16 protein-coding genes are annotated in these 17,628 nt (G+C 59.0%); 8 read left to right on the top strand and 8 right to left on the bottom strand.

Annotated elements, in window-relative coordinates; genetic code table 11:
* The first annotated feature begins 101 nt into the window (after positions 1 to 101).
* The 4 genes from CFBP6623_RS04335 (at position 102) to CFBP6623_RS04320 (ending at position 3,248) form a co-directional block, all read left to right on the top strand.
* The gene (locus tag CFBP6623_RS04335) at positions 102 to 1,460 is read left to right on the top strand and encodes an esterase-like activity of phytase family protein (RefSeq protein ID WP_046798853.1); all 1,359 of its coding nucleotides are present in this window, start codon (positions 102 to 104) and stop codon (positions 1,458 to 1,460) included.
* Positions 1,461 to 1,618: 158 nt separating this feature from the next.
* Positions 1,619 to 1,966 carry a YunG family protein gene (locus CFBP6623_RS04330; RefSeq protein WP_046798852.1) on the top strand — a complete coding sequence of 116 codons (348 nt, stop codon included), beginning with the start codon at positions 1,619 to 1,621 and terminating at the stop codon, positions 1,964 to 1,966.
* Between the two features lie 104 nt (positions 1,967 to 2,070).
* Positions 2,071 to 2,418, top strand: coding sequence for a hypothetical protein (locus CFBP6623_RS04325; protein ID WP_046798972.1), 348 nt, complete (start codon positions 2,071 to 2,073; stop codon positions 2,416 to 2,418).
* A gap of 173 nt (positions 2,419 to 2,591) precedes the next feature.
* Positions 2,592 to 3,248, top strand: a complete 657-nt coding sequence (locus tag CFBP6623_RS04320) for a DapH/DapD/GlmU-related protein (RefSeq protein ID WP_046798851.1) — start codon at positions 2,592 to 2,594, stop codon at positions 3,246 to 3,248.
* A 15-nt stretch (positions 3,249 to 3,263) separates the two neighbouring features.
* Here CFBP6623_RS04320 and ppx read toward each other — a convergent pair whose 3' ends face one another.
* From ppx to CFBP6623_RS04300, 4 genes are all read right to left on the bottom strand, one after another.
* The gene (gene ppx, locus CFBP6623_RS04315) at positions 3,264 to 4,787 is read right to left on the bottom strand and encodes an exopolyphosphatase (RefSeq protein ID WP_046798850.1); all 1,524 of its coding nucleotides are present in this window, start codon (positions 4,785 to 4,787) and stop codon (positions 3,264 to 3,266) included.
* On the bottom strand, positions 4,784 to 6,982 hold the full coding sequence (locus CFBP6623_RS04310) for an RNA degradosome polyphosphate kinase (RefSeq protein ID WP_046798971.1): 2,199 nt from the start codon (positions 6,980 to 6,982) through the stop codon (positions 4,784 to 4,786). Before CFBP6623_RS04310 ends, ppx begins: the two co-directional genes overlap by 4 nt.
* Positions 6,983 to 7,086: 104 nt before the next feature.
* Complete coding sequence (gene hdaA / locus CFBP6623_RS04305; RefSeq protein WP_080842175.1) at positions 7,087 to 7,815, bottom strand: DnaA regulatory inactivator HdaA; 729 nt, start codon at positions 7,813 to 7,815, stop codon at positions 7,087 to 7,089.
* A gap of 2 nt (positions 7,816 to 7,817) precedes the next feature.
* On the bottom strand, positions 7,818 to 8,975 hold the full coding sequence (locus tag CFBP6623_RS04300; RefSeq protein ID WP_080842176.1) for an AI-2E family transporter: 1,158 nt from the start codon (positions 8,973 to 8,975) through the stop codon (positions 7,818 to 7,820).
* Between the two features lie 275 nt (positions 8,976 to 9,250).
* Between CFBP6623_RS04300 and CFBP6623_RS04295 the strand changes: the two genes are divergently transcribed.
* The 4 genes from CFBP6623_RS04295 to CFBP6623_RS04280 all read left to right on the top strand — a co-directional run bounded on the left by CFBP6623_RS04295 (position 9,251) and on the right by CFBP6623_RS04280 (position 12,981).
* On the top strand, positions 9,251 to 10,033 hold the full coding sequence (locus CFBP6623_RS04295; RefSeq protein ID WP_080842177.1) for a class I SAM-dependent DNA methyltransferase: 783 nt from the start codon (positions 9,251 to 9,253) through the stop codon (positions 10,031 to 10,033).
* A 135-nt stretch (positions 10,034 to 10,168) separates the two neighbouring features.
* Positions 10,169 to 11,242 carry a phosphoribosylformylglycinamidine cyclo-ligase gene (gene purM, locus CFBP6623_RS04290; RefSeq protein WP_052820373.1) on the top strand — a complete coding sequence of 358 codons (1,074 nt, stop codon included), beginning with the start codon at positions 10,169 to 10,171 and terminating at the stop codon, positions 11,240 to 11,242.
* Positions 11,239 to 11,913 carry a phosphoribosylglycinamide formyltransferase gene (gene purN / locus CFBP6623_RS04285; RefSeq protein WP_080842178.1) on the top strand — a complete coding sequence of 225 codons (675 nt, stop codon included), beginning with the start codon at positions 11,239 to 11,241 and terminating at the stop codon, positions 11,911 to 11,913. The genes purM and purN overlap by 4 nt, the downstream gene beginning before the upstream one ends.
* Before the next feature lie 132 nt (positions 11,914 to 12,045).
* A complete protein-coding gene (locus CFBP6623_RS04280) occupies positions 12,046 to 12,981 on the top strand; it encodes an omptin family outer membrane protease (protein ID WP_046798844.1) in 936 nt (311 codons plus the stop codon).
* Between the two features lie 79 nt (positions 12,982 to 13,060).
* On the opposite strand, the gene CFBP6623_RS04275 is transcribed toward CFBP6623_RS04280, so the two are convergent.
* The 4 genes from CFBP6623_RS04275 to CFBP6623_RS04260 all read right to left on the bottom strand — a co-directional run bounded on the left by CFBP6623_RS04275 (position 13,061) and on the right by CFBP6623_RS04260 (position 17,603).
* Positions 13,061 to 14,014, bottom strand: coding sequence for a peptidoglycan-binding domain-containing protein (locus CFBP6623_RS04275; protein ID WP_046798843.1), 954 nt, complete (start codon positions 14,012 to 14,014; stop codon positions 13,061 to 13,063).
* Positions 14,015 to 14,157: 143 nt separating this feature from the next.
* Positions 14,158 to 14,769 carry an NUDIX domain-containing protein gene (locus CFBP6623_RS04270; RefSeq protein ID WP_046798842.1) on the bottom strand — a complete coding sequence of 204 codons (612 nt, stop codon included), beginning with the start codon at positions 14,767 to 14,769 and terminating at the stop codon, positions 14,158 to 14,160.
* A 21-nt stretch (positions 14,770 to 14,790) separates the two neighbouring features.
* Positions 14,791 to 15,387, bottom strand: coding sequence for an NUDIX domain-containing protein (locus tag CFBP6623_RS04265; protein WP_046798841.1), 597 nt, complete (start codon positions 15,385 to 15,387; stop codon positions 14,791 to 14,793).
* Positions 15,388 to 15,398: 11 nt separating this feature from the next.
* Positions 15,399 to 17,603, bottom strand: a complete 2,205-nt coding sequence (locus CFBP6623_RS04260) for a molybdopterin-containing oxidoreductase family protein (protein ID WP_167379154.1) — start codon at positions 17,601 to 17,603, stop codon at positions 15,399 to 15,401.
* Between the last annotated feature and the right edge of the window lie 25 nt (positions 17,604 to 17,628).

Below are 17,628 nucleotides of genomic sequence, written 5' to 3'. Positions count from 1 at the left end.
CATCAAAATTCATCAAAGCTTCAAACGACAATCACCTGCCTGTCATGCGGCGACCCTATCGCCTCAATCCTGTCTTCAACAGGTATCGAGGGGTCTCCATCATGAAGCACATTCTTTTCGCATCCTGCGCGGTTCTCGCGCTCGCCACCGCATCGCACGCGGCTGAGAAGGAGTTTCCGGCAAAGCTGGTCTCCCACGCCATTCTGCCGGCCAACACCATCATCGCCGCACCGACCGATGCGCCGGAGCACCTCAAGACGTCCGCCAAGTTCACCACGGCAGACCGCAAGCGCGCTGAAGGCCTCGGCACCGTGCCCGGCAAGGACGGCGTTCGCCCGACCGGCCTTTCCATGCCGTTCAACGGCCAGCCGATGCAGGGCTTTTCCGGCATCAAGGCAATGCCGGACGGCAGCTTCTGGAGCCTTTCCGACAATGGTTTCGGTTCCAAGCTGAATTCCAGCGACGCCATGCTGATGCTTCACCATCTGAAGTTCGACTGGGACGCCGGCAAGGTCAACGCGCTTGAAACCGTCTTCCTCTCCGACCCGGACATGAAGGCACCGTTCCCGATCGTTCTGGAAGGCACCGCAAAGCGTTACCTGACGGGCGCCGATTTCGATGTCGAATCCATTCAGCCGGTTGCCGATGGTTTCTGGGTGGGCGAGGAATTCGGTCCTTACATCCTGAAATTCACACGTGACGGCAAGCTGACCGACGTCATCGCCACCAAGGCCGGTGACATCGAGGTGAAGTCCCCGGATCACCCGGCTCTGGCCCTGCCCGGCAACCCGACGCAGAAAATGCCTGCCTTCAACCTGAAACGATCAGGCGGTTATGAAGGCATGGCGCTCTCCAAGGACGGTTCGAAGCTCTACGGCCTGCTGGAAGGCCCGCTCTACACCGCTGACGGACAGGTAGAGAAAACCGAAGGCGGTTCGACCGGCCTTCGGATCATCGAACTCGACACCGCCAAGAAAGAGTGGACCGGCCGCACCTGGCTTTATCCGCTGGCGGAAGGCGGCGAGGCGATCGGCGACTTCAACATGCTGGATGACGCGACCGCTCTTGTCATCGAGCGCGACAACGGTGCCGGCACCGCCGACAAGGCCTGCGCCGACCCCAAGGCTCCGGCCGCCGACTGCTTCGCCCGGGCTTCCAAGGTCAAGCGCATCTACAAGATCGAATTTAACGACGCCAATGTCGGCAAGGCCGCGCGCAAGATCGGCTATATCGATCTTCTGAAAATCTCCGATCCTGATAACAAGAAGCGCCAGGGCGGCGGCAACGGTTATTACGACATGCCTTTCGTCACCATCGAGAATGTCGACCGCGTTGACGCCACGCACATCATCGTCGGCAACGACAACAACCTGCCCTTCTCGGCCGGCCGCGCGCTGGACAAGGCTGACGATAACGAATTCGTCCTCCTTGAAGTCAAGGATCTGCTCGACGCCAAGTAAGCAAAACGGTGCCGGAACTGGTTCCGGCACCACCCGCGCGACCGCGCATATTCAACAGGGCGGAGCGTCCTTGCAGCCTCCAGGGGAGGCGCGGCGCTCCGCTTTTTTCTAGTCATGCCTGACCCGGAGCCCGGCTCCGAAACGGGAAAGACCCCTTCATGCAGGATCATGCCGAACGACTTTATTATGCGCTGAGGAAAAGCTGGTCGGGCGAGACCAGCAGCCTGTGGTCGCGGGAAAACCCCGCCCGCGGACAGGGCAGCGTCACCGCCCTGGTGGTTCAGGATATTTTCGGCGGTGAGATCGCCAAAACCGCCGTCAGCGGCGCCGATCATTTCTACAATATCGTCGATGACATTCGCTGGGATTTCACCTTCGCCCAGTTTGATATTCCCGTCGGTTATCAAGACAGGCCCGCCACCCGCACCGAAGCGATGGCAAAGATCACACCACTGCAATATGCCTATCTCAGCGCCTGCATCAGGAAGGCGTTGGGGCACGGTTAATCCACTTTAAAATGCATTGATCCCGGCGTTTCCCGCAATGCGGACACAATCCATGACATATGATCGGGCAACGAAACGAGGCGCACCAAGAGGAGAAATGCCCCGTGAATGACAGCTGCCCCATCCTGACACCCGCCGAACAGCAAGCCCAGGATATATTTGAACAAACAGAAGAAGCGATGATGGCTGCAATTTACGCGGCGCTTGAGCGGGCCAGCACAAAGGCCGCCGAAGAACTTCAGGCCATTGGCTCCGATATCGAGCCTCCCGCCTATGAATATTTTGTCGCCACCGCGCATCAGCAGCTCTTCCTGCGACTATGCGGAGCCGACGGGGAAACATTCGAAGGCGGGGACCCTGAAGTCGCATCCCATATCATCCGGAATGCGCAGAACATATCCGACCATTACTGGAGCAAGAGCCAAGCGAAGGCGGATGAAACTCACGACTGACGGCAAATGCCTTCTGCGTGATTTTCTGCCTAAAGACAGGGTGTTGCAGGACACGAGTGGCGCACAGGGTTGATCTTTAATAGGAGCAGCCGGCGCAACCGGGTCCTCTTAAGATTTACCGTCACAAGCCCTTCATCATCTCCGGATAGGCAGGCGCAAATCCGGAGACTGACATGGATTCGACCGCGCAATTCAATCGCCCAAAGATCGCCGAAACCGTTGTCCATTCGACAGCGAGCATCAGGGATTCAGGCATCGGCAAATGCTGTGAAATTTTGGCGGATACGGCGCTGAACAATGCCGAGCTGGGGGACTACTCGTATCTCGGGCCCCGTTGCATGGTTGGCGATGCGACGATCGGAAAGTTCTGCGCCATTGCCGCGGAGGTCAGGATAGGCGCTCCCAACCATCCGATGGACCGGCCATCCATGCATCGTTTCAGCTACTGCCCGGAATATTACTCGGCGGATGCCGTTCGCGACGACGCGTTTTTCGACCGGCGAAAGCAGGACCGCGCCGTCATCGGCAACGACGTCTGGATTGGGCACGGCGTTATTGTGCTGCCGGGTGTAAAGGTTGGAGACGGTGCCGTGTTGGCAGCCGGAGCGGTCGTTACCAAGGACGTGCCGCCCTACACCATCGTTGGCGGAGTTCCCGCGAAAATCATTCGCGAGCGGTTTTCGCGACCCATCGCGGAGCGGCTTGCCGCCATCGCGTGGTGGGATTGGCCATTCGAGACGATCATGGCGCGGCTTGCCGATTTTCAGTCAAGCGACATCGAAGCCTTCTGCGAGCGTTGGACCCCGCCGGCAACGCCTATCGCAAAATAAAACTCTCCCGTTGCGTTACTCGAACACGAACGCCAGCCGCTTGCCCGTCAGTTTCGCCAGCTGCTGCAAACGCCCATCCAGACGCTCGCCGGCAAAATCACAATAATCGTGCGGCACCACGAATTCCAGATCGAGATCGGGATTGGTGGATTTGCGGAATTTCAGGTGGTCGACAACGCCCGGCATCGAGGCCGAGAACAGGTAAACGACGCGTAGCAGGCCGCCGAGCAACTTGCCGAGCTCCAGCAGCCGGTCGCCCGCCATGGCCGCCAGCGGCTCGGTGGTGCCGTTGTCGTTCAGTCCCTCGAAGCGATAATAATTGGCGAGCGCAATATAGGCACGGCCCGGATGGGTGATGGCGACGAAGGAGGAATGGGCGATGATGTTGAGTGCTTGCAGGCCGCGATAATCCGGATGGGCGCGCCAGCTGATATCGGCGAGAAGGCAGGCTGCCTGGCGGTAACGGCTTTCTTCTTCCGTCTCGTCGATGCCGAAGACAGGAAAGGTGCGGCCGCTCCAGTCCGCCAGTTCACGCGCATGTTCGGGCGAACGGGCACGCAGAATGGCAAGTTCGTCGGCCGTGACCAGCAGCGGGTCCAGATCACGCTCCGTTTCCGTCAGCAGCGAATAGAGATAACCTTCGCGCACGCCCTGCGCGGAGAAGGCGATCTTTGCCGGCTTCATCACCTTCAGAACCTCACGCATGGCGATGGCGCCGAAGGGCAGAAGCGAACGGCGGTTCTTGGAAACTGCCTGCCAGGCCGGATCCTTGCTGTCCCTGGAGAGAATGACCTCCTCCAGAAAATTCAGCATTTCCTCCAGCGGCAATTCATATCCCTGCATCATATGCAGCGGGTAGCCGGTGATTTCCATATGCAGCTTGGCGATGTTTCGCCAGGTGCCGCCCACGGCATAAAAGGTGCGCCCCTCACCCGCCGTCAGCAGCTTTGCGAAGGATTTGACGTGTTTTCTGGCAATGGTCGCTGCTTTTTCGAGCGAACCATCCGATTGCTCGGAAAGCCTCAGGCCACCGAGCGGCAGCGTAATGCCCTCGCCGCAGCTTTTGCCCTTGATGTCGATGAGTTCGAGCGAACCACCGCCGAGGTCGCCGGCAATGCCATCCGGATCATGGAAACCGCTGATCACCCCATAAGCGGAATAAAGCGCTTCCTTTTCACCTGACAGCACTTCGACTTCGCAGCCGAGAATGGCTTCTGCCTCGCGGATGAAATCCGGACCGTTTTCCGCTTCACGCGCCGCCGCCGTCGCCAGCACGTAAAGTTCCTGCGCCTGCGCCTGTTCGGAAAGCGCGTGGAAGCGCCTGAGCGCCATCAGCGCCCGGCTGACACCTTCCTCATGCATGCGGCCCGTCAGCGCCAGTCCTTTGCCAAGGCCGCAGAGGACCTTTTCGTTGAACAGTACCGCGGGCGCGCGGGAGAGACCTTCATATACGACGAGACGAACGGAGTTCGAACCAATATCTATGACGGAAACGGGGGCAAGGCCGGTCAGCCGCCCCTGTGCTTCTGATCGAGTCATTCAGCCTGTTTCTTGCGGGAAGAAATCAACCCGGCAATCAATTTGGGCGCACTGGATTTCAAGGCTTCACCACGTCCGGAAAGGCTGGGATTGGTCATGAAATAGTGCTGCGCGTTGAACGGTTCTTCGCCTTTACGCACCTCGATGCGCCTCGACGTTCCGTCCGCAAGTATCTCGTAGCTCTGCTGGTTGTCAATGAGATTGCCCAGCATAATCTGTGAAAGAACCTGCTCGTGCACGGTGGGGTTGGTGAGCGGCACCAGCGTTTCGACACGGCGATCAAGGTTGCGCGGCATCATGTCGGCCGAGCCGATATAGACCAGCGCCTTGTCGGACGGCAGCCCGAAACCGTTGCCGAAGCAGAAAATCCGGCTGTGCTCGAGGAAGCGGCCGACGATCGATTTCACGCGGATATTGTCCGACAGTCCCGCCACCTGCGGACGCAGGCAGCAGATGCCGCGTATCACCAGATCAACCTCCACACCCGCCGCACTGGCGCGGTAAAGCGAATCGATGATCTCGGGATCAACCAGCGAATTCATCTTCATCCAGATCGCCGCCGGCGCACCGCGCTTGGCATGCTCGATCTCTTCGTTGATGTGCTTCACGATGCGCGAGCGCAGCGTATAGGGCGAAATCGCCAGCTTCATACCCTCTTCCGGCTCACCGTAACCGGTGATGAAATTGAAGATATTCGCCATGTCGTGGGCGATCTTCGGATTACAGGTGAAGAAGGAAAGGTCAGTATAAATCTTGGCGGTAATGGGGTGATAGTTGCCGGTGCCTAGGTGGCAATAGGTTCTAAGCTTGCCATCCTCGCGGCGCACCACCATCGACATCTTGGCATGGGTCTTCAGTTCGATGAAACCGAACACCACCTGCACGCCGGCACGCTCCAGATCGCGCGCCCAGCGGATATTGGCTTCTTCATCGAAGCGCGCCTTCAGTTCCACCAGAGCGGTCACGGATTTGCCGGCTTCGGCCGCGTCGATCAGCGCACGGACGATCGGGCTGTCATTGGAGGTACGGTAAAGCGTCTGCTTGATGGCGAGGACTTCAGGATCACGCGCTGCCTGCAGCAGGAACTGCACGACCACATCGAAGCTTTCATAGGGGTGGTGAACCACCATGTCCTTTTCGCGGATGGCGGCAAGGCAATCGCCGGCATGTTCGCGCACGCGCTCGGGGAAACGGGCGTTGTAAGGCTCGAATTTCAGGTCGTCGCGCGGCGCGCGCACGATTTCCGAAATGGTGTTGAGCGCGAGAAGACCGGGCAGAACCGCGACGCGATTGTCCGGCACGCCAAGCTCATGCACCACGAACTGACGCAGCGACTGCGGCATTTCGCTGTCGGTCTCGATGCGGATGACGGAGCCGCGACGGCGGCGCTTCAGCGCGCTTTCGAAGAAACGGACCAGATCTTCCGCCTCTTCCTCCACCTCGATATCGCTGTCGCGGATGATGCGGAAAGTACCGAAGCCGCGAACGGTGTAGCCCGGATAAAGCCGGTGGATGAACAGGCCGACCACATCTTCGAGCGTGATGTAACGAATGGCGTTCTTGTCATCCGGCAGACGCACGAAGCGGTCGAGCGCGGGCGGCAGGCGCAGCAGCGCCGTCATCGGCTCGCGGCCGTTGACGCTGTCGAGCTGCAGGCCCATCGAGAAGCCGAGGTTGGGAATGAAGGGGAACGGGTGCGCGGGATCGATGGACAGCGGCGTCAGCACCGGGAAAATACGCTCTTCGAATTCGGTGCCCAGCCAGGTGCGGTCGGCATCTGACAGTGCGGCAGGCCGCACGACGAAGATTTCTTCCTTGGCTAGATATTGCTGCAGAACGGCGAGCGAGGCCTGCTGCTCCATCTGCAGATTGTCGATTTCCTTCAGAATGTCTTCCAGCTGCTCGGCGGGCGTCTTGCCATCCGGCGTCCGGACAGTGATCTTCTGGCGAACCTGGCCTTCGAGGCCGGCGACGCGGACCATGAAGAATTCATCGAGATTGGCGGCAGAGATGGAGAGGAAACGCAGCCGCTCCAGAAGCGGATGATCCGTATTCAGCGTTTCTTCGAGAACGCGGCGGTTGAACTGGAGCCAGGAGAATTCGCGGTTCACAAAACGGGCGGGGCTATCCCAGAGGCTCTCGCCCTCGGTCACCGGTTGAACCTTGTTGAAGTCTTCCTGCGCGATAGCGTCCATGCCCTGTTCCATCCCCTGACCTGTTTCCGTCCCGTGATCCTGTTGCATCGCGTGATCGTCCTTCTTGCCCGTATAACAGTTTGACGACGGAACTGTGACAGTCGTCAATCGACGTCCAGCCCGCCGCCCGCCGCTGCGCTGTCCATCATATTGAGGACTTCCGCCGCCAGCGGGCGTGTTATTCTCGTTCCGCGCGCAAGCGCCAGCCTGTCGATGCGGTCCACAATCGTCTGGGCCGTATCGAGCGAGCGCTCCATTCTATTGACGATGTAACCTATGAGTTTGTCATCCATGTAAAGCTGCCGGTCGGCGAAGAGTTTTACCAGCACCTGCGCCAGCAGCCCTTCATCCGGCTCACCTGTCTCCACCACCGTCACAGCCTTCAGGCGCGAGCGCAGATCGGGCAGTGTCACCGGCCACGCCGCCGGCCATTGCCGGCTTGTCATCAAAAGCGTCGTGCCGTGCTGGCGCACGCTGTTGATGACGTGGAAGAGTTCGGTATCGTCAAAACCGCGGCGGTCGGCATCCTCGAAAAGAACGGGTCCGCTCTCAGCCGCGCGCGCGGCATCGCCGCCGGCCTGCGGGTGGATATCCCGGGCTCCGGCGATGTTTTTCCAGATATTGGCGAGATGCGATTTTCCCGAACCGGGCGGCCCGGCCAGCACGACGACCGGCGCGCGCCAGTTCGGCCATTCATCGACAAGGCTGACGGCGGCCGCAAGCGACGCGGACACAAGGAGATCGTCCCTGCCGGAGGCGGCCTGGTGTGAAAATGCGAGCGGCAGCTGCTCGGCCTTCGACCGGGCGTTATCGGTTTTGATTGGGTCAGTCATCGTCAGCCCTGACCATCCACCTTGGCGGAGGACGTTTCCTTTTCTTCCAGGCCAGGATTGGCTTCCCAGGGAAGATTGGCAGCGTGTCCGTGATAGAGATCGCTTTCAAGATACCGCGACAATGCAAAGCGGACAAGCACGCCGACGGCGGCCGCCGCCGGAACCGCGACCAGAAGGCCGACGAAACCGAACAATGCGCCAAAGGCGAACAAAGCGAACATCAGCCACACCGGATGCAGACCGACGCTTTTGCCCACGAGCTTCGGCTGCAGGATATTGCCTTCGATGAACTGGCCGGAAAAGAACACGGCGAGCGTCAGAAACACATAGATGTAGTCCGGCCAGAACTGCACGATGGCGACACCGACGGCAAGGATGAGGCCGACCATGGAGCCGATATAGGGAATGAAGCTGATAAGGCCGGAGAAGAGACCGATCAGCAGGCCGAAATTCAAGCCCACCAGCGACAGGCCGACGGCATAATAAACACCGAGAATGATGCAGAGCGACCCCTGCCCGCGCACGAAACCGGCGATCGTCTTGTCCATGTCGCGGGCGATCTGGCGGACGGTATGCACGTAGTCGCGCGGTATCCAGCTATCGACCTTGTCGATCATCCGGTCCCAGTCGAGCAGCAGGTAGAAGGCGACAACGGGGGTGACGACCAGCAGCGACACGACATCGACCAGCGATTTGCCGGAATTCCAGATCTGCGTCAGCAGGGTGCCGATGAAACCGGCGCCTTCTGTTAGGAGCTTGGAGAAATTCTCCTTCACGGCGTCGATCTGGCTGCTGACCCAGTCCGGCAGCAGGTTGGTATCGGCACCGGCAATCAACTGCTGCAAGGACGAGATATATTGCGGAATACGGGTGATGAATTCCGAGGCCTGGGCGGCGATGAGCGGAATGATGATGATGAGCGACAGCGCGAAGATCAGCACGAAGGAGACGAGAATGACGACCGTCGCCATCAGCCGGTTGAGACCGCGACGCTCCAGCCAGTCGGCAACCGGGTCAAGAAAATAGGCAAGCGCCATGCCCGCCACGAAGGGCAGCAGAATGGAGCTGAAGACCATCAGGAAAAGGATAAAGACGGCAAGCACGCCGATCCAGAAAAACACCTGCCGGCGCAGGCTCATACCGCTTACATGGGGTTGCATTCATTCATCCTCTTGTCGCCGTGCCGTCACCGCCCAAGATGGAAATAGGATGCCCATATGCACATGGTCAAGACCGCCGCGGTTGCGCACAGGCCACAGGCGACGGCAGGCCTGACCATCTTTTTCCCATGCAGGCTCGTCCGGCCGGCAAAATCCCGCGTTTCCGGGGCTTCGGGCCGCAACGGCAGGTTGACGGACCGCCGATATTGGACAAATATCAAATAATAGTCGGGTGAGCCCGCAGCGCTCTGTCATGTCCGGCGACCGGAGGCACGATGCAAGGCACCAGTGAAAATGGCATCGCGGAACACAATGCCGGTCTTTTCGATCACCCCGACATTGCCGAGTGGTACGACAACCAGCAGCTTTACCCGGCCGAACGCATCATTCTCGACCAGTTTCGGCATGCCTATGCCGGCAAACGGCTGCTTGATCTTGGGGTCGGCACCGGAAGGACGACGAAACCGCTCCTGCCGCTGGTGGGCGATTATATCGGCATCGACCGTTCGCAACCCGTGCTGGCGCTGGCGCGGCGCAATTTCCCGACAGCCACCTTTCTCGACATGGATGTGCGGGCGATCGGACAATTTGATGCGGAACGCTTTGACTGCGTGCTCGGGGCGCTCGCGATTTTAAGCGCGTTCGGCCATGAAGATCGGCTCGCCATCATCCATGCCATCAGCCGCATTTTGGCGCCCGGCGGTTATTTCATCTTCTCGTTTCATAACCGGCAGTGGAAACGGGCCGGCGGCATACCGTTGCACCGGCGATCCTGGCACCCGCGGGAAGTGGTGAATTCGCTGCATCCGCAAAGCTGGATCAACTATCTGCGCCTGCAGCCGGCCACCCGGCAGACGCCTGAATATGCCATTCTGGTGGATCAGGCGCATCGCTGGAGCGGCCTGTTTTATTTCATCGACCTTGCCACCCAGACCCGCCAGCTGGAAGCGGCGGGCTTCGAAATCGTCGCCCGTTTCGGCGAGAACGGCCGACCGATCGAGGAAAATTCCGATACGTCCAATGACGGCCTGCTCAATCTCGTCTGTTGCATCGGTTAGCCTGCATCGTGAGCGCCTCACATCGCAAGCCCTGCCCAAGCCGTTAAAAACCGGAGCTTTTGCCACTCAAACCCTTGCATAAGGCCCCGTGCCGTGCGAATGGCGACGCCAAAGGAACCAGCGGAGACGAGAGCCATGAGCCAGTCGGGCAAGAACGGTCTTACCTATAGTGACGCAGGTGTGGATATCGACGCCGGCAATCTGATGGTCGAGAAGATCAAACCGGCGGTGCGCTCGACACGGCGTCCCGGCGCAGATGGTGAGATCGGCGGCTTCGGCGGCCTGTTCGATCTGAAGGCAGCTGGCTTTACCGATCCGGTTCTGGTGGCCGCCAATGACGGCGTCGGCACCAAGCTGAAGATCGCCATCGACGCGGATTATCACGACACCGTCGGCATCGATCTCGTCGCCATGTGCGTCAACGATCTCGTCGTTCAGGGCGCCGAGCCGCTGTTCTTCCTCGATTATTTCGCCACCGGCAAGCTGGACCCGGATCAAGGTGCTGCCATCGTTTCCGGCATCGCCGCCGGTTGCCGCGAATCCGGCTGTGCGCTGATCGGCGGCGAAACCGCCGAGATGCCCGGCATGTATTCCGATGGCGACTATGATCTCGCAGGCTTTGCGGTTGGTGCGGCCGAACGTGGCCAGCTTCTGCCGGCCGGCGACATTGCCGAAGGTGATGTCATTCTCGGCCTGTCTTCTTCCGGCGTTCACTCCAACGGCTTTTCGCTGGTACGCAAGATCGTTTCGGTTTCCGGTCTTGGCTGGGACGCCCCTGCCCCCTTTGCCGAAGGCAGGAAGCTTGGCGAAGCACTGCTGACACCGACGCGCATCTATGTGAAGCCGCTTTTGAAGGCGATCCGCGAGACCGGCGCGCTGAAGGCGTTGGCGCACATTACCGGCGGCGGTTTTCCGGAGAATATTCCGCGTGTTCTGCCCAAACATCTCGCCGCCGAGATCGATCTCGACGCGATCAAGGTTCCGGCGGTCTTCTCGTGGCTGGCAAAGACCGGCGGGGTCGAGGCCAAGGAAATGCTGCGCACCTTCAATTGCGGCGTCGGCATGATCGTGGTCGTTTCGGCTGAAAATGCCGGCAAGGTTACCGACGCTCTTACAGCGGAAGGCGAAACCGTGTTCCCGCTCGGCCGTATGGTCGCCCGGCAAGAGGGCGCACATGGCACGATCTACAAGGGTGCTCTCGGCCTATGATGCGCGCCGCCTTGTCGTCCGGTCGCACACGTGTCGTCGTTTTCATCTCCGGCAGCGGCTCCAACATGGTGTCGCTGGCGAAAGCCTGCCAGGCGGCGGATTTTCCGGCTGAGATCGTCTGCGTCATCTCCGACAAGGCTTCAGCGGGCGGATTGGAAAAAGCCCGGGATCTCGGCATTCCGACGCTCGTCTTCGAACGCAAGACCTATGCCAGCAAGGCCGAGCATGAGGGCGCCATTCTTGCCGCACTCGGCGAAATCGCGCCCGACATCATTTGCCTTGCCGGTTACATGCGGTTGATATCAGGGGATTTCATCGCTCCCTATGAAGGCCGCATCATCAATATCCACCCTTCCCTGTTGCCGCTTTTCCCGGGTCTCAACACCCATCAGCGCGCCATCGACAGCGGTATGAAGATTTCCGGCTGCACCGTGCATTTCGTGACCGAAGGCATGGATGAAGGCCCGACCATCGCTCAGGGCGCTGTTCCCGTCCTTTCCGACGATACGGCCGAGACGCTCGCGGCGCGGCTCCTGAGCATCGAGCATCAGCTTTACCCACTCGCCCTGAAGCGACTTGCGGAAGGCAAGGTGCGGATGGAAGGCGGCAAAGCCGTCTTCACGGGCAATGAAAGTAAATCCGAGTATTCCAGTCTGATTTCCACTTTCTGATAAAGGCACCACTAAAGTACAACAATACTTAAAGTGGTATTTCCGGCAAAATAAACCGATAATTTACCATAATCATCTCTAGTGCCTGCAACGGCCCCGCATTTCGGGCCCTCCGGTCATTCAGGAGCGATTATGCCATTTTCGAGATTTTCCCTGCCGCTTTCGGCAATTTTGCTGATGAGCACCAGCCTGCCACTCGCCGCCGAACAAAGCGGCATTACCGCCTCGCTGGACGCCGGTGTTCTCAATCTCAGGGCAACTGAAACCGTTCATATCGGCGGCAGCAAGCTGAGCGAGCTGGAATGGGAAACGAAAAACGCCATGGCGTTGCGCGGCTCTCTCGGGCTTGAGCTTGCACCCGGCTGGCGCGTCAAGGCGGAAGGCCGCGTTGGCTTCGAGGGCGACGGCTACATGACCGACTATGACTGGTATCGACCGTTTTCCCGTGACACCTCCAAGAACAACTGGGCCAGTCGCTCCCAGCATGATGACACACGGCTTGACCACTATTTCTCAGGCAGTCTCGAACTCAATCGCATGTTGCTGGACGATCCGCAGCAATATCTGAGCGCAGGCGTGGGTTTTCGCTATACGGATGTGCAATGGACTGCCAATGGCGGCAGTTTCGTTTACAGCCTCTTCTCGCCAAGGGATGGGCGTATCAATTTCGCTGATGGCGAAAAAGTTATTACGTACCGCCAGCAGATACCGGTTTTCTACGGCAACCTGACCGGCGGGCAGAGATTCGGCAACTGGTCGCTCAATGCGGGTCTCGAAGGCGGCGCAATGGTGTCGGCAAAGGCAACCGACGACCATTGGCTGCGCGACATGCGCTTTACCGATAAATTCGACGTTGCCGGCATGTTCGGGGTGAAGGCGGGTGTTGCCTATGACCTGACCCAGAATGCCTCAATCTATATAGATGGCGCCTATGAATATACCAGCCTCGGGCGCGGAGATACGCATTATAGCGGCGCGGGCGCCGGGAACATGACATCGGAAAAGAATGCCGGCGGCGGCGACCTGCAGTCGATTTTCGTGGGCGCTGGTATCAAGGGCCGGTTCTGACACCCAATGAGGTCCGCCCAAAAACCGCGCCTCGTTAAAGGCGCGGCTTTAATTTATGGGCACAGTGCCCAGCCAGCATCTAAAACCAGTCCTGCTGCCAGACATAATCACGGTAGGCCCATGGCGGCGTGTTGGCCAAGGTTGCCTTGGAATATATCTTCAACAACTCGGCACCGAAGGTTGAAGCACCAGGAACAAGCCCGACTTCCCATTGAAAATGCCACCATTCCGCGCCGAGATAATCGCCACCCTTCTCGAAGGCTGCGCGTGCGCGGATCGGTTTGAAACCGTTCTTGGCAAAAAGGGCGGTCAGGTCGAGGAAATGACCCGTGACGGACACTCCCTTGACGCGGTTCTTGTTGGTCACGACATCGGCGATCGTCTGCTGCGGCGGCAAAGCACCTTTTTCAGCCTTATCCTGCCAGCAACGGGCATAAACATTGTAGCGACGCTCACCGATCCGCTGAGCGACATAGGCGTCGGTCGCCGGATCCTGCATGCCGCTCCAGATGAAAAGATCGAGCGCCCGCCCTGAGTAGTGAAAGGAAGTGGCGCTGCGGTTTTTGCTGACCGTGGCGTTCAAATCGCGGATGCCGCCGGAAGATGTCATCAATCCACCCTGACGATGGACCTCATCGCTAACCTGTCGGTAAGCCATCATCACATCGCTGCGAAGTTTGACCTGTCTATAGCCCTTTTCTTTGCCGGAACCGAATTCGTTTGTAGGGCAACTCTCCACGCTGTAACCCGCAGGCGATCCGAGTGACATTGGCGACGACAACTCACGCTGCCTTATGGCGAACTCTTTTTCGAGTGCAGCAAGCGTCACCGGCCCAACACGACCGTCTTCGTAAAGCCCACTATGCGCCTGAAAAGACAGAACTGCCTCTTCCGTATCCGCACCGAAGACGCCGTCCGTCTCGAGGCTTTCGTAATCGGCAGAAGCCGATTTACGCCCCTCGAAATGCAGAAAATTCAAAATTTCCTGGACAGCTTGCACGGCACTGCCGCGCGAACCTTTTTCCAAAATCATAGCCAGCCCCCAGCCGCTTGTGAACCTAGACACAACAAGCTTATCTGGGTTGATAAATTAATCAATAACAATCTTTAATTGAATTTAAAGTAATTTAGAGTATAATATCGGAAACATTATTTGTTTTCGCATAGTCTTTAATATTAAAGGCTGTGACGGTTGAGCATTGCCCATTGCAGCAGGATAATCGTCTTGGAATCGGTAATTTCACCGGACGCGATCATCGCAAAGGCTTCGTCGAGACCGTAAGTCAGAACTTCCAGATCCTCGCCTTCGCTTTCCAGGCCGCCGCCGTGACCGGCCTGCACGTCGAGATCGATATGCGCAACGAAAAGGCTGACCTTTTCCGTCAATGTTCCGGGGCTGGCATACATGTCGAAGAGATAATCGACCTTCTCGACCGCGTAGCCGGATTCCTCCATCGCCTCACGGCGAATGGCGTCGGCGGCATTGTCGTCATCGAGAAGGCCTGCCGGCACTTCGATCATGAAGCTTGGATCGCCGTTTACGAAGGCGGCGGGGCGGAACTGGCGCACCATCACCACGCTGTCGCGCTTTTTATCGTAAAGCAGAATGGCGGCGGCGCTGCCGTGGTCGTGCACTTCGCGCACGATGCGGATCGTTTTGCCATCCGGCATGCGCTGGTCGAAAATAAGCTTCTGCATATGCACGAAGCCCTTCCAGACCGTCTCTTTTTCCACCAGCCGTATTCTGTCCGCCTCGCCGGCAGCAGCCATTTTCAATGAACGGTCCATAATCACTCCGTAGACAATCCCTCAGATGGAGAGGGACACTTTGTTCAGGGCCGCCCATTGCAGCAGCATGATCGTCTTTCCATCGCAGATATCGCCGGTTTCTATCATTTTCATCGCATCCGCCAGTGAAAACTCCAGAACCTCGATGTCCTCGTCCTCGTGTGCGGCACCGCCGCCCTCCTCCACCCGATCCGATGAATCGATGATGGCGGCAAAAAAGTGCAGAATTTCGGTTACGGAACCGGGCGACATGAAGGACTTGAACAGAAACCGCACGTCTTTCACGACATATCCGGTTTCTTCCATGACTTCGCGGCGAATGGCCTCGGCCGGGTCGTCACCATCCAGCAGGCCGGCGGGCGCCTCCAGAAGCCAGCCGTGATAGCCGTTCACATAGGTTGGTACGCGAAACTGCCGCACCAGCACCACCGTCTCGCGGCGCGGATCGTAAAGCAGGATGGTCGCGCCATTGCCGCGATCATAGGCCTCGCGCCGGATGACTTTCGTTTCACCCTTCGAATTGGTGTAATCATAGGTGATGTTGCGGAGATGATACCAGTTCTTCGAGAGAGTCTCGTCTTTCAGAATTTCAATCTTCACATTGTCGAACTTGCTCATTCCATGTCCCGTCAGTCTTTGCGCAGCCAAACCTTGTTGTCATGGAAAGCCGCGCCACCATAGGGGGCAACGGCATCGGCGCCGGTGAGAACATTGATGCCCTCGCCATCCAGATGCGCCTTGTTGGGCCACAACCCTTCGGCAATCAGCACGCCTGACCTGGCGCCCTCAACAATCTTCGCATGGAGGCGTACTTCGCCGCGTGCATTGCCAATGCGGACGATGTCGCCATCGGCGATACCGCGACCGGCGGCATCGTCGGCACAGATCATCAATTCCGGGCGGCCTTCCTTCTGTACGGAGGTTTTGGTTTCCGCGAAGGTGGAGTTCAGGAAATTACGCGCCGGCGATGTCGCCAGTCGGAAGGGATGATCCGCGTCGGCAACCTCGATGACATCCACCTGATCCGGGAATTTCGGAAACTCCGATACCGGCCCCATGACGCCGATATTTTTCGGCGGTTTGTTCGGAGACGGCCCCGTTGCCCAGTCCGGGCTGAACCGGAACTTTCCGTCGCCATAACCAAAGCCCTCGAGATAATGCGCCACCTCGAAAGACGGCTGCGCATCGATCCACTTCTCCTCCGCCAGCGTGTCGAAATCACCCCAACCGCTGACTTTCAGCATGCGGTCGACATGGTCACGGGCCGAAAGGCCGAAACCCGGCATATGATCGACGCCGAGGCGTTTCGCCAGTTCCTCGATGACGAAAAGATTGGTGCGCACCGTTTCCGGCGGCTCCACAAGTTTGGGCCCAAGCAGAATATGGTTCTGGCCGCCGGCGCGGTAGATATCGTCATGTTCGAGGAACATGGTGGCCGGCAGCACGATATCGGCCATATCGGCCGTCTCGGTCATGAACTGCTCATGCACGGCGACGAAAAGATCGTCGCGCAGGAAACCCTGCTTTACCAGCCGTTGTTCGGGCGCGACATTGACGGGATTGGTGTTCTGGATGAGCAGCGCCGTCACCGGGCCGCCGTGGCGCAGCGCATTGGCATCGCCCGTCAGCACGGGGCCGATCTGCGACTGGTCGAGCTGGCGCACATCGGGGTCGGCATAGGCCGTGCCCATCAGTTCCGCCTTGTTGAGCCTGAAAATATCGCCGTTATTGTGGAACGCCCCGCCGCCCTCATATTGCCAGGAGCCGAGCACGGTGGCGATCGACAGGGCCGCGTGCATGGCGACCGCGCCATTGCGCTGGCGGGCAAAACCGTAACCCAGCCGGAAGAACGTCTTTTTCGTCGTGCCGACAAGCCTTGCGAAATCCTCGATCTCGTCGACGGAAAGGCCTGTAATCTCCGACGCCCATTGCGGCGTCTTCGTCTTTAGATGCGCTTCCAGTCCTGCCGGATCGTCGGCAAAGCGCGCCATATAATCGCGGTCGGCATAACCATCGCGAAAGGCAATGTGCATGATGGCGCAGGCGAGCGCTGCATCCGTGCCCGGGCGAACAACGATGCGCATATCCGCCTGCTTCATCGTCGGATTGTCGTAAATGTCGACGACAACGATCTTCGCGCCACGTTCCTTACGGGCCTTCACCGCATGGGTCATGACATTGACCTGCGTGGCCACCGCATTGGTGCCCCAGATGACGACGACATCGGCCTTGCCAATCTCGCGCGGATCGGGGCCACGCAGCGCACCGGTGCCCATCACGTAACCCGTCCAGGCCATGTTGGTGCAGATCGATCCGAAGAAGCCGGAATATTTCTTGGCGTGGCGCAGCCGTTCGATGGAATCGCGCTGCACCTGCCCCATGGTTCCGGCGTAGAAATACGGCCAGATGGCCTCTGCGCCATGCCGGGCTTCCGCCTTGACGAAAGCATCCGCCACCTCGTCCAGCGCGGCTTCCCAGGAAATCTCCTGCCAGTCGCCGGCTCCTTTGGCGCCCTTGCGGCGCTTCGGGGTCAGCAAACGGCCGGGATGGTAGATGCGCTCGGAATACCGCGCCACCTTGGCGCAGATCACGCCGGCGGTGTATGTATTGCTATTGGCGCCGCGCACGCGGCCGATGCGGCCTTCCGCATTGATATCGACCTCCAGCGCGCAGGCGCTCGGACAGTCATGCGGACAGACGGTGTGGCCAACACGGGCTTCGGTCTTGTTGGTGGCTTTTTCAGCGGAAATCGGGGTCGCAACGTTCATGGCTTTTGTATATTGCATCAATGATGCGGCCAAAAGGCCGAAGTGACGTCCATCAAGAATATTCATCCTGACCATCTGCAAGCGAGACCCA

The organism is Agrobacterium tumefaciens, assembly GCF_005221385.1.
Taxonomy (GTDB): domain Bacteria; phylum Pseudomonadota; class Alphaproteobacteria; order Rhizobiales; family Rhizobiaceae; genus Agrobacterium; species Agrobacterium tomkonis.
This window is presented reverse-complemented; position numbering and strand designations above follow the sequence as displayed.